This is a genomic window from Gordonia gummivorans (assembly GCF_022513585.1).
Taxonomy (GTDB): domain Bacteria; phylum Actinomycetota; class Actinomycetes; order Mycobacteriales; family Mycobacteriaceae; genus Gordonia.
Window position 1 is genome coordinate 48,678 of sequence record NZ_JAKWBF010000014.1, and the last position, 12,608, is coordinate 61,285.

Here is a 12,608-nt window from a genome sequence, read left to right on the forward strand (position 1 = left end):
GGCTCGCACCCTTCGAGACGCTCGCAAGCTCGCTCCTCAGGGCGACGCCTCAGCCGGCGGAAGGGGACCTGGGCTCCCTGGCTCGCTCCCTTCGTGAAGCTCGCTCCTCAGCCCGGATCCGTGGAAGCGTGTCGAACGATGACCGCAAGGACGCAGACCGGCCCAACTCCGCTCCCTGAGGTGCTCGAGGCGCTAGCCGAGAGCCTCGAAGGGCTGGTGAGACAAGGCAATTCGGCGACCATGTAACGACGGTCACCAGGCCTTCGAGGCTCCTCGCTAGCGCTCGTCGCACCTCAGGCAGCGGAATTTCGGGCCCAGCTCTGCCTTCCACGGATCCAAGCTCAGGACGGCGCCTCAACCAACAGGAGCCGGGCGGTCACGGGTCGGCCACGCCCGCGGTGACAGCAGGCGAAGTCCGTTGAGTGCGACCAGGATTGTCGAGCCCTCGTGTCCGGCCACGCCGAGTGGCAACGGTAGATGGCCGACGAGATCCCAGGTAACCAGGACCGCGATGAAGGTCGCGGCGATGGCGAGGTTGGCGATGACCACCCGCCGTGCGCGTCGGGCAAGGGCCAGCAGTGCGGGTACGGCGTCGAGGTCGTCGCGGACGATCACCACGTCGGCGGTGGCCAGAGCGAGGTCGGCGCCCATGTGGCCCATGGCGATTCCGATGTCCGCGGTGGCGAGGGCAGGTGCGTCGTTGATGCCGTCGCCGACCACAGCAACTCGGGATCCCCGGCCCTGGAGGTCGCGGACCGCGTCGACCTTGTGCTGCGGCAAGAGATCGGCGCGGACTTCGTCGATACCGACTGCCGGCGAAATGGATTGAGCGGCCGCCTTGTTGTCGCCGGTCACCATGATCGGGGTGCTGCCGGTCACCGAGGTCAGTGTGGAGATGGCGGACGCGGCTTCGGGCCGGATTCGATCGTGCAAGCCGATGACACCGATCGGGTGTCCGTCATCGAGGACTGCCACGCTGGTTCCGCCGGCGTCGTCGATGCGCACGCGCGAGCGGCTGACGCGCGAGTCTCCGAAAATCTGTGTGGCGTTGAGGACTTCGACCGTCCGGCCATCGAGTGACGCACGCACCCCTCGCCCCGGTAGCGCAGCGAAGTCGGCGACCGCGGCCACCCTGATCTCCCGTTGAGCTGCGGCTTCGACGATGGCGCGACCCAGCGGATGCTCACTGTCGTTCTCGGCGGCGGCAGCGATTGCGAGGACCTGGTCGGGGTCGTGGGTTTCGTCGAGGGCGACGATGTCGGTCACGACGGGCTGTCCGGTCGTGATGGTGCCGGTCTTGTCCAGGGCGACCAGATCGATGTCGGCCAGCTTTTCCATGGCCACAGCGGATTTCACCAGGACGCCGCGTCGGCCTGCGGTGGCGATCGCCGAGAGCAGCGGCGGCATGGTGGCCAGCACGACGGCGCATGGCGACGCGACGATCATGAAGGTCATGGCGCGCAACAGAGTTGGCTGTAGCTCGGCGCCCGTGGCCAGTGGGATCGCGAACAGCGCCACGGTGGCGGCAACGACCGCGATCGAGTAGACGCGCTCGACCTTCTCGATGAACAGTTGCGTTGTCGCTTTGGTCGCACTTGCCTCGCCGACCATCGCGACGATACGTGCAACCACGGTGGCCTCGGGGTCGGTTCCCACCTGCGCGCGTAATGCGCCGGTGCCGTTGAGGGTTCCGGCGTAGACGGTGTCGCCGATCGCCTTTGCCACCGGGAGTGGCTCGCCGGTGATGGAGGACTGGTCGACGTCGCTGGCGCCGTCGAGGACCGTGGCGTCGGCCGCGATCCGCTCTCCCGGCCGGATGACGATCACTTCGCCAACCGTCAACCTTGCTGCGTCGACCGTGGTCTCGGTGCCATCGGCATCGATTCGGGTGGCCTGATCGGGTGCGAGGTCGAGCAGGTTGCGTACGGAGTCCTCGGTGCGCCGGGTGGCCACGTCCTCGAGGGCGCCCGACGTGGCGAAGATGACGATCAGCAGCGCGCCGTCGAAGATCTGTCCGATCGCGGCGGCGCCGATGGCAGCGACGATCATCAGCAGGTCGACATCGATTATCCGGTGACGAAGCGCGGTCAGACCGTCGCGCGCGGACTGCCATCCGCCCGTGGCGTAACACGCCAGGTAGAGCGTCCACATCAGCCAGTTCGGCCCGCCGGCCACCTGCATCACCAGTCCGCAGACGAACAGGACGGTCGCGGCCGTCGCCCACCGCACCGAGCGCACCGCCCAGACGTCCGACCACCAGCGGCGTCCCGAGTCGCCGGTGGTGACAGCTCGCGAGGGGGACAGGAGTGTCGCCTCAGACATATGTAGAAGAATACACATGTAGATATGTACATATATTAGGGATGTGGTTGACTGCATTCATGGGCCATGGAGTGCAGGGAAGGTCGACGCCGAGCGGCCCACTCGACCCTGCGGCCGCGGCCACCGTCGCCGAGACGCTGCAGGCGCTGGCGTCGCCGAATCGCTTGCTGATTCTCACGCAGTTGCGGCAAGAGCCCTGCTCGGTGACCGATCTGGCCGAGGCGGTCGGAATGGAACAGCCGGCCGTCTCGCATCAACTGCGTCTGTTGCGAGCGCTCGGTCTGGTGGTGGGGACCCGTCAGGGGCGCAGCATCATCTACAGCCTGTACGACTCACACGTTGCGTCGCTGCTCGACGAGGCGATCTACCATATCGAACATCTCCGCCTCGGCGAGCGCGGCGACGACACCGCGTGAGCTGGCGAGTCCAGTCGTCGCCTCGCCAGGGGCTTCGAGGCTCGTCGCTAGCGCTCCTCATACCTCAGCCAGCGGGAGGTCGCTCCTCGCACCACAGCCGGCGGGGAAGCCGCTACTGCCGGATCGGCGCCGGGCTCCACAGCCCGCTGCGGACCGCGGTACCGGTCTGGATGTCGGCTTCGGTCGTGACGCCGCCGTACGGGTCGTAGCGTTCGAGCGCTCCCCAATCGCGTCCGATGTCGCCCTGTAGGTAGGTGGCAAGCGCCGTCGGCTTCTGGGACACCTCGAGCCAGCCGAGCGGTCCGCCGCCGAACGAGTCCTGCCACGCCGAGACGGCGGCGGCGAGGTCGGCGCCCGGCTTGATCCGCCACTGCGGAATCTCCGCCACGCCCACATTGTGGGAGAACGGACGCTGACACGGGAACGCCAGACCCGACGTCCAGTCCACCTGGACCGGATCCTCACGCCCGACGACGTCTTGCAGGGTCTTCATCTTCGGCAGGCGAGGCGGGGTGACGACGATGAACCGGTCCTCGGACAGATTGTCGTCGGTCGCGACGATGCGCACGGCAGTGGTGTCGGGCGGGAGTTCGTCGGTGTTGTAGCGCAGGTTTCGCCACGACGGGCGCGGTCCCGGATCGATGAGTTCGGTGTCGCCTGCAGGCTTGAGGTCGGCGTCGCGGGTGGCCGGTCCGATCGGGTCGGAGGTGTACTGCAGCGTGAGATTGGGGTTGTCGTATTCGCCGGCCACCGACATCGTCAACAGTGGTCGGTCACGCCAATTCGGTGGCAGCGCATACCATCCCGAGGTGAGTCGGGCCGGGACCTGATCGGTGAGCGAGTAACTGCCCATCACCGGGGTCCGCGCGCGGTCGAGGAAGAACGGCAGCGGCACATGGCTTCCGTTGACCCCCGCGACCGGTAGCGGATCGCCGCCGCCGGTGGCGCCGGGGTTGGAGTTGAGGACGTCGGGCGAGCCCGCCACGTTGCCGGCCAGCACGCCGAGCGAGCCCTCACTTGCGGTGCTCGACAGGTCGTCGGGGACGCCGTCGGGGGAGAAGCCGACGGTGCCCGGCGCGAGATTGGTACCCGGCGCCGGTGAGGGACCACCGAGTGGATTGGCCAGGGTGGCGTCGACGGGCGTGAGCATGTCGCGGCTGGGGTCTTCCTCGACCCACACCATGTCGGCCATGCCGCATTCGTGGCCGGCGAGCGCCTCGAGGTTCGACCGCGGCGTCGAGAACGAACTGCTCTGGTGAATCCCGGAGAACACCGCGGTGATGATCTCGAAGACGACCACGGCCGCGGCGACGTAGGCCAGGGGCGCTGCCGCCATCGAGCTGCCAAGACGTCGGTACGCGCGTGCATGTGTGGGGGCCGCGGTCTCGTCCGCCGGATCGGTCCCGGTGAACGGTTCGCGGAAGTGGAACCACAGGGCAACCAAGAGCAACAGCAGCGATGCGTAGAGCAGCAGCTGCCCCAGCATGAGCCCGCCGATGGTGACCTGGCTGATGCCCCACGGCATGCCCCAGGACGAGTAGTAGTAATACGAGTTCGGCGCGGTGAAGGCGACGCCGGTGATGAACAGCACGAGTGCGGCGAACAGCGTGCGATTGCGCCGCGAATGCATGGCCTGGTGGCTCGCCGCGATGGCGGCGATCGCGGCCAAAGCGGCGGCGAGCCCAGCGAACACACCGAAGTGATGGGTCCACTTGGTCGGCGTGAACATCAGGAAGACGAGCGACGCGAAGGTGATGCCGACGATCCGGCGCGACGGACCCAAAGCCGTTCCCGGGATGCGCGATTTGCGGATCAGCACGGCCGCGGACACGACCATCGCGATGATCATCGTCAGAACCGCGAAGCGACGCGCGATCGAGCCGTCGGCGGAGAACGCGAACAGCGCGCTGTAGCGGTCGATCTCGCTGAACCAGTGTCGGGACGGTCCAATCGCACTCTTCATCGTCGACGCCTCGAGGAATGATCGCAGCGTCAGATTGGAGAACACGACGAAGACGACGAAGGTCCCGGCGGCCACGATCGGCGCGATCAACGCGACATACGACCACGCCCCGTTGCCGATGGCGCGGGCCCGTTTGATGAGCGCCATGATCATCGGCCGTGCGCCGGCGATCAGGGCGGCCACCGCGAGCACGCCGGTCGGCCCGGCCGCCAGGCTGAACGCGCCGATGAGACAGGCCACCGCAGCCGGGAGCAGTCGGCCCGTGGCGATGGCTCGTTCCACCGAGCACCAGGTGAGCAGTGCGCCGAGGCAGATGATGGGCTCGGGCCGCAGGCCGTTGTTGAACGGGAACCAGAACGCGAGGAAGACGAAGGCGGCGGTCCAGTTCACCGACGTCCGGGTGAGTGCCGCACGTCCGAGGCGCGGCAGGACCTCGTGGCTGACGATGAGCCACACCAAGATGCCGCAGATCAGCGCGGGCAGCCGCATCCACGGGCTGGCAACGGAGACATGGCTGAGCAGCCCGAACACCTGGTAGTACCAGCCAAACGGTGCCTCTGGTGCACCGAACCAACGGAAGTAGTTCGCGGTGTAATCCGTGTGCTGGGCGACCCGCGACATCGTCAGCAGGTACCCGTCGTCGGACGTGTTGGGGCCGATCATGTGCCAGACGACGAGCGCGCCGATCACCACATAGTCGCGCGCGTTGAGGTGCCACCATCGGGCCGGCAGGAAGCGCCGATGGCGCCGGCCGTCGGTGGAGTCGAGCACGGCCAGTGCAGCCAACGACAACAGCGTCGCGATGACGCCGACGATCACGACCAGCCACTTCAGCACCGTCGGCGCCGTGTTGTATCGGGAATCGATGGTGACGTGCGCGCTGAGTCCGGCGACGTCGGCGGCCGGGCCCGACAGATCGGTGAACAGGCCGGTCACCTGCGGTCGCTGGTCGGGGAAGTACTCGTACTGGTCCTTGGTGGACGTCGACCCCATGAGCGGCTGCCCGTCGGGGCCGCGCATGCCGACGAACTCCGCCGACACGTCGTCGGCGTCCGCGTGCACCACGATCTCCCGGCAGTCCTGCGACCGGACGTCGGCCAGGGTCGCCGACGCCAGCGGCACATTGCGGTTGACGACTTCCACGGTGCGACGATCGGCGGGCTGATCCGGCGTCCCGGTGACGCGGATGAACAGGCCGCGCTCGCCGCTCTTCTCGGCCTGTTTCGGCGTGGTCGACAGCAGTACCGACTGGTCGCCGGAAAGACGGTCGACGGCCGAGCAGGGCACCGAGAAGTCCAGGTCGATCGGGACATAGCTGATCAGGGGGGCCGACACCGACCCGATCTGCCCCTCTTGCGGCCAGCTGATCTCGGCGGTCGTCTGCTTGACCGGCATCAGCGGGGTGGCGAGCGCCATGAACAGCCCGAGCAGACCGGTGACGATCGCGACGAGTTTGGCTCGTCTCACGGTCGGGGCTGATGGCACAAAGAGAGATGGTAGCCCCGCGCTCATGCCGGACCTGCCGGGACGGGTGCGCCCGGATGTCTCGCGGGCAACTACGCTTGGTGCCATGTCCGACGACGTCGACGCCGACCGTACTGCGGAGAATGCCGAGCCGCTCCCGATTCTGCTGCTCAACGGGCCGAACCTGAACACCCTGGGCATCCGTGATCCGGAGGTCTATGGCGCCTCGACGCTGGCCGACGTCGTCGACCTCGCCGAGCGCACCGCCGCCGACCTCGGTTTCGGTCTGCGCGCCGCCCAGACCAATCACGAGGGTCAGATGATCGACTGGATTCACGAATCCGTCGGCCAGATCTGCGGCATCGTGATCAACCCGGGCGGGTGGACGCACACCTCGGTCGCGCTGGCGGATGCGCTGGTCATCCCCGAGGTCCCGGTCATGGAGGTCCATATCAGCAACGTCGGCGCCCGCGAACCCTTCCGCCACCACTCCTACGTGTCGCCGATCGCGTCCGGCGTCATCGCCGGCTACGGCATTCGCGGCTATGAGTTCGCCGTTCGACGTCTGGCCGATCTGGTCGCCTGACGACCCTTGCCGCTGCGTCGTGAGTCCGATTCCGGTGGCTGAGGTGTGAGGAGCGCAAGCCGCCGGGCTGAGGAGCCCATGCGAGGTACGAGCATGGGGCGTCTCGAAGTCGACGAGCCTCGAAGCCCTTGGTGAGACACGACGACTAACTGCAATCAAGGGGTTGCACTTCATGTGCGATGGTGCAACCATGGAGTTGCACATGAATCCACGACGAGGAGTTCTCATGACGACCGCCGATTACGACCGCATCGAACGAGAGATCAGCATCGACGCCCCGCCGGAACGCGTCTGGGAGCTGGTGTCCGAACCGGGCTGGTACATCAACGACAAGGAGATCACCGAGCACCGGATCGAGGTGCGCGGCGAGGTCACGGTCGTCCACGATCCGACGCATGGTTCGTTCGCGATGCGAGTCGTCGAACTCGACGAACCGCGGTACGCCGCATTCCAGTGGCTCATCGACGCCGACAACCCGCAGAGCACCTCGACAGTCGTCGAATTCTGGATCACCCCAACGGATTCTGGCGTGATACTGAAGGTCGCCGAGAGCGGGTTCGACTCCCTCGACGACACGGAGGCCGATCGACGCTCCCGGTTCGACGACCACACGGACGGCTGGCGCATCGAACTCGAGCTCGCCCGGGACTACCTCACCCGGCAGGAGTCCCGTGCCTGAGAGCGACGCCGCCACGGTCGAGGTCTTCGCCGCGCTCGCCGACGACAGCCGCTGGGAGATCCTGGTGCGCCTCGGCCGCGAGCCCGCGTCGGCCTCGACCCTGGCCACCGAACTCCCGATCTCCCGCCAGGCGATCGCGAAACACATCCGTGTGCTCACCGATGCCGGACTGGTCACGCCCGTCCGGGTCGGGCGGGAGATCCGACACGAGGCGGTCGGGTCTCGCCTGTCGGGAGTAGCCCGGCGTCTCGACGATATCGCCCGCGGCTGGGATCGCCGACTGAACCGGATCAAGACGATGGCCGAGAGTGCTGTTGACACCGACCCGGCTCGGCACACGTCGAAAGAGTGAGGGACGCGGCACAATACAGACGTGCTGCATCTCGAACTGTCCTGCCCCGGTCACCTCACCGACGGCGTTCTCGAACTCGTGACCGACGACGAAGCGGTCAGTTCGATCGCCGTCGTGCGGGGGGCGTCGTTGCGTCCGGTGGGCGACCTGGTGAAGGTCGACGTCGCTCGCGAGGCCGCCGACGATCTCATCGCCGCGATCCGTGAACTCGGCGTCGACAGCGACGGGTGTCTCCGGGTCGAAGAAGTCGAGGCGTTCATCTCGCGGCAGGCACTCGAGGCCGACCGTCGCGCACCCGGCTTCGGGTCGGATGCTGTGGTGTGGCCGCAAGTGGGCCTGCGCGCCTACGGCGACTCCGAACTCAATTTCACCTACCTCGGGTTCATGATCCTGGCGACGACCCTCGCGGCCATCGCGGTGGTTCTCGACTCGCAGATCCTCACCATCGGCGCGATGGTGCTGGGTCCGGAATTCGGGGTGATCATCGCGATGTGCGTGGGCGTGGTGCTCCGCCGCCCAAACCTGTTCTGGATGGCCACCCGCACACTGACGATCGGGTTCGCCGTCGCGATGGTGGCGACGCTGGCACTATCCGCGATCGCGCGCGGCCTGGGCTGGATCAGCATCGACGACATCACTCATCACCCCGAGACAGACTTCATCTACTCGCCGGACAAGTGGTCGTTCATCGTCGCGATCGTGGCTGCGGTAGCCGGCGTGCTGTCGATCACCTCCGCGCGAACCGGCGGCCTTGCCGGAGTGTTCATCTCGGTCACCACGATTCCGGCGGCCGGCAATCTCGCGCTCGCCGCGGCGTTCGCCGAGTGGTCCGAAGTACGCGGCTCCGCACTGCAACTCGTGGTCAACATCGTCGGCATGACGATGGCCGGCTGCCTGACGTTCTGGCTTCAGAAGCGACTGTGGAAACCGTTCTCGAACCGTCGCGCGGCGCGTGTTCGGGAGATCAACGACGAGTTGTCCTGAGCGAGCGTCGGCCTTACAGCAACCGGATGTCTCCCTCCGCTGGCTCGAGGCGCTGGCCTTTCTACCGCCGCCTGAGGTCCGACGAGCGCTGCCTCTACCGCTGCCTGAGGTGCGACGAGCGCTAGCGAGGAGCCTCGAAGGCCTGGTGACCTTTGCTACCGGGATGCCCAATTGCCGTGTCTCACCAGGGCTTCGAGGCTCTCGGCTAGCGCCTCGAGCACCTCAGCCGGCGGAAGGGGACTCAAGGAGCGGGGGCAGCGGGCGTTGTTCGGCTCAATTTCTCGAGGTTCTGCTACAGATCCGGGCTCAGATGTCGAGCGCTCGTCTCGCCGCGTCGGCCACGCTGCCGCGGTGGACGGGTCCGTGGCCGGGGTACAGGACGGTCGCGTCGAGTCGGGTGAAGTCGCCGACCGTGCGCCGGGCCTCGTCGACGTCGTGCTGGAAGGCGTCGGCGATGCATTGGGGTCCGGCGATCGCGGAGATCGGGTGTCCGGAGACCAGCGCGTCGCCCGAGACCAGCACCTGCTCGTCGGCGACGAGGTAGGCGCTGTGCCCGTCGGTGTGGCCATGGGCAGCAACGGGTTTCGGACGTCCGGGAAGATCCAACGGTTCGGGGAACGGTTGCGCGTCGGGCAGTCCGGTGCGACTGAGGACGCCGAGCGGTGTCACCGTCGCCAGCCATCGCAATACCCGTGGTCGGTAGGCGATCGGTGCGATGTCGCGGACGTCGGCTTGCTGCAAATACTCACGCCGCGCGTGCGCGACCTCGACCGGGTCCATGAACACGTCGAATCCGTAGCGCTTCTGCAGCTTTGCGAGTCCGCCGAGGTGATCGACGTGCGCGTGGGTGAGTAGGGCACCACGGATGTCCTCAGGTCGCGCGCCGATGGCGCGAATCGATTCGACCACCGCGTCGGCCTGTCCCGGATATCCACCGTCGATCAAGGTCAGATCGGAACCCTCTTGGAGGACAACCCAATTGACTGGACCGGTCCCGACGAGATATGCGGTGCCGGCGTCGCCGTCCACACGCTCGATCGTGAACCCGCTCATCGGGCAACCGCTTTGCGAACCACCAGCACGAACGGCCCGATGCCGTCGGAGGTGACGGTGAAGCGGGGGTCGGCGAACAACGCGGGATCGAAGGTCACGGTGTAGCGCTTCACATTCGGATCATTCGGGTACACGTCCTCGGCGAGGCGCAGGGTGTAGCCGTCGGGGCTGTAGCGGAACAGGAAGACGTTGGGCGCGGGCCACGGCGAGCCGTTCAGCTTCTCGATCAGTTCCTGCGGGGTCTCTGCCTTCGACCAGCGCTCGATCGCGGCCGCCCGCTTGTCGAACTCGGCCAATGGATTCGCGTAGTGCGAGGTGAGGCCCTGGAATCCCCAGTATGGATAGATCGACAGGAAGCCGTAGTCGGCGGTCAGCACGATGTTGTCGGTCGGCGCGCGTCCGGTCTGCGCCCGGATGAGTGTGTCAAGTTTGGGATAGTACGACTCGGCACCGGGCGGTCGATGATCGCCGCGTTCCCCGTAGCCATCGGTGTCGGTGTAGGCAGTGGTGATCTCGGTGCTCAGATGCGCCGGAATGCCTTGCGCCATCGCGATCGCCGCGATCGTCGCGAGGGCACCGACGACGAACCTGACGTCGCCGAACCGCCGAACCGCCCAGTGCGCCAACTCGACCACTCCGAAGACGCCCGCCGCCGACAACACCACCGCGAGAATCGGGTCGAGGCGGAAGGAGAGCAGCGTCGACCCGGCCGCCGTCATCAGCAACGACAACAGGCAGAACAGGTAGACCGCCACCACCGTCGCGCCGAACGCGAGGGCGGCGGTGCGCTGCCGGAACCGCAGCAGGATCCACACCAGTCCGATCATGGTGATGACGCCGACGAGGCTCCACTGGAACATCGGCACCGGCAGGATCGAACCCCGCTCCGGCAGATAGTGTTCGGCGGTTCCGCCGCTGGCCGGCTGGTTGGTCACACGCGCCCACAGATAGGGTGCCCAGACGGTCAGTGCGACGAGTCCGGTGATCGCACCGATGGCGACGAGGCGACCACCCACCGCGACGAGGATGGTGCGGCGTTCACTGCGCAGTTGGTCGGTCGCGACCGTCTTGTTGGCAACGCTGCGCCAGCCCTGCACGGCGAAGTACAGCGAGAGCAGGATCGCGACGATCGCGAACAGGCCTATGAAGAGTGTGTACATCGTCGCGCACAGCCCGACGAACAGGCCGGCTGCGATCACCGCGGGCCAACTCGTCGCACGCACCGGTCCGTCGGCCGCCCGCGATCGACCTCGCAACGCATAGGTCAGCACGATCACCATCGGCACGGCGAGCAGAACCAGCACGCCCGCATAGGGTTCCGGTGCGGCGTAGAGCAGTGCAACCGTGGTGACCGCCAGTGCGATCGCGCCCCCGCGATCGGCGCCGTACATCCGGTTGAGCAGGATCGCGGTGATCGCGGCGGCGATGGCCAGTGAGACGATCGCCCACGGCTTGTAGGCCTCCCAGCCGGGTTGCCCCATCACATTCGCGAATCGTCCACCCCACCAGAACCATCCGGCCGGATAGTAGGGCGGCAGGTCGACGTAGGTCATGTCCGCGAGATGTGGACTCGACGTCATGCGGGTGAGGTACTCGGTCCGGAACTCCTGGTCGACGGAGAGTCCGAACAGATAGAGCCGGGTCGCACCGAGCGGCATGCCGAGGGTGACGGTGACGAACCCCGCCATCGCCGCTGCCGACAGGAACGGAATCGCCACGCGCGCACGGCCGTAGCGATACAACAGCGCAGTCGCCACGACCACCGCGATCGCGATGATCTGACCCGCCGTGGTGAGTGCGCGCGTGACGTTCGACGCGTTGTAGGCGGGCCAGTCGACGACGTCGATCACCTTGAGGCCGGCCATCGAGACGACGGCCCCGACGACGACCGCGATCGCAATGGTGAGCGCGTCACGTCCGAGTCTCGACAGACCTGCGGTGGAAGAACCTGCGGGCGCGGTCATTTCTCAGATGGGCAGCTTACGGAAGACGGGCCTCGGGATATGCCGCAGGACCATCATCACGAACCGGAATTGTCCCGGCACCCAGACGATCTCCTTGCCCTTGGTCGCGGCGGCGACCGCAAGCCGGCCGACGTCTTCCTTCTCCACCGTCATCGGTGCTTCCTTCACATGCGCCGACAGGCGGGTGCGGACCTGTCCGGGCCGGATCACGAGAACCCGGGGACCGAACGGCCGCAGGGCCTCACCGAGGCCGAGGTAGAAGCCGTCGAGGCCCGCCTTCGTGGAGCCGTAGACGAAGTTGCTGCGTCGAACACGTTCGCCGGCAACCGAACTCATCGCGATGATCTGTCCGTGGCCCTGCTCGCGCATCTTCTCGCCGAGCAGCACACCGACGGAAACGGCTGCGGTGTAATTGATCTCGGCCTCGGTGACCGCGAGCTTGTGGTCCTGCCACGCCTGCTCGTCGTCGCCCTGGATGCCGAAGGCGACGATCGCGACGTCCACATCGCCGCCGGCGAAGGCCTTGTCGATCACGTCGCGGTGGGTGTCGGTGGCCCGGGCATCGAAGTCGATGAGCTCGACGCTTCTAGCGCCGGCCTGCTTGGCCTTGGCCTCGGCCGCCTCGGCGGTGGGGTCGCCGGGAACGGTCGCCAGGATGACGCGGGCCGGTCCCTTCTTGAGGTATTCGGCGGTGATGGCCAGCCCGATCTCGGAGCTGCCACCGAGTACCAGGATGGATTGGGGAGCGCCGACGGCGTTCATCATGTCTTCACATCTCGCTTTCGATAGTTCGTGGTCTGGTGCCCGCCTCTTCGAAGCTCGCAC

The 12,608-nt window shown here is 66.9% G+C and carries 10 protein-coding genes; 5 read left to right on the forward strand and 5 right to left on the reverse strand.

Going from position 1 to position 12,608, the window contains the following annotated elements:
- Window positions 1–354: 354 nt before the first annotated feature.
- Complete coding sequence (locus tag MKW15_RS12140) at window positions 355–2,322, reverse strand: heavy metal translocating P-type ATPase (protein WP_240857880.1); 1,968 nt, start codon at window positions 2,320–2,322, stop codon at window positions 355–357.
- 59 nt (window positions 2,323–2,381) lie between these two features.
- Between MKW15_RS12140 and MKW15_RS12145 the strand changes: the two genes are divergently transcribed.
- The gene (locus tag MKW15_RS12145; protein ID WP_240857881.1) at window positions 2,382–2,738 is read left to right on the forward strand and encodes an ArsR/SmtB family transcription factor; all 357 of its coding nucleotides are present in this window, start codon (window positions 2,382–2,384) and stop codon (window positions 2,736–2,738) included.
- A 112-nt stretch (window positions 2,739–2,850) separates the two neighbouring features.
- Here the strand turns inward: MKW15_RS12145 and MKW15_RS12150 are convergent, their stop codons facing one another.
- Window positions 2,851–6,213: an arabinosyltransferase domain-containing protein gene (locus tag MKW15_RS12150; protein ID WP_240857882.1), complete on the reverse strand. Its 3,363-nt coding sequence runs from the start codon at window positions 6,211–6,213 to the stop codon at window positions 2,851–2,853.
- Window positions 6,214–6,271: 58 nt separating this feature from the next.
- Here MKW15_RS12150 and aroQ point away from each other — a divergent pair, with 58 nt between their 5' ends.
- The 4 genes from aroQ (at window position 6,272) to MKW15_RS12170 (ending at window position 8,766) form a co-directional block, all read left to right on the forward strand.
- Window positions 6,272–6,751: a type II 3-dehydroquinate dehydratase gene (gene aroQ, locus MKW15_RS12155; RefSeq protein WP_240857883.1), complete on the forward strand. Its 480-nt coding sequence runs from the start codon at window positions 6,272–6,274 to the stop codon at window positions 6,749–6,751.
- Window positions 6,752–6,977: 226 nt separating this feature from the next.
- Window positions 6,978–7,430, forward strand: a complete 453-nt coding sequence (locus tag MKW15_RS12160; RefSeq protein WP_240857884.1) for an SRPBCC domain-containing protein — start codon at window positions 6,978–6,980, stop codon at window positions 7,428–7,430.
- Window positions 7,423–7,782: an ArsR/SmtB family transcription factor gene (locus tag MKW15_RS12165; RefSeq protein ID WP_240857885.1), complete on the forward strand. Its 360-nt coding sequence runs from the start codon at window positions 7,423–7,425 to the stop codon at window positions 7,780–7,782. The genes MKW15_RS12160 and MKW15_RS12165 overlap by 8 nt, the downstream gene beginning before the upstream one ends.
- Window positions 7,783–7,803: 21 nt before the next feature.
- Window positions 7,804–8,766 carry a DUF389 domain-containing protein gene (locus tag MKW15_RS12170; RefSeq protein WP_240857886.1) on the forward strand — a complete coding sequence of 321 codons (963 nt, stop codon included), beginning with the start codon at window positions 7,804–7,806 and terminating at the stop codon, window positions 8,764–8,766.
- 306 nt (window positions 8,767–9,072) lie between these two features.
- On the opposite strand, the gene MKW15_RS12175 is transcribed toward MKW15_RS12170, so the two are convergent.
- The 3 genes from MKW15_RS12175 to MKW15_RS12185 are packed head-to-tail and all read right to left on the reverse strand — an operon-like array spanning window position 9,073 to window position 12,548.
- The gene (locus MKW15_RS12175) at window positions 9,073–9,819 is read right to left on the reverse strand and encodes an MBL fold metallo-hydrolase (RefSeq protein WP_240857887.1); all 747 of its coding nucleotides are present in this window, start codon (window positions 9,817–9,819) and stop codon (window positions 9,073–9,075) included.
- Complete coding sequence (locus MKW15_RS12180; RefSeq protein ID WP_240857888.1) at window positions 9,816–11,783, reverse strand: galactan 5-O-arabinofuranosyltransferase; 1,968 nt, start codon at window positions 11,781–11,783, stop codon at window positions 9,816–9,818. Before MKW15_RS12180 ends, MKW15_RS12175 begins: the two co-directional genes overlap by 4 nt.
- A gap of 3 nt (window positions 11,784–11,786) precedes the next feature.
- Window positions 11,787–12,548 carry a decaprenylphospho-beta-D-erythro-pentofuranosid-2-ulose 2-reductase gene (locus MKW15_RS12185; protein WP_240857889.1) on the reverse strand — a complete coding sequence of 254 codons (762 nt, stop codon included), beginning with the start codon at window positions 12,546–12,548 and terminating at the stop codon, window positions 11,787–11,789.
- Window positions 12,549–12,608: the final 60 nt, after the last annotated feature.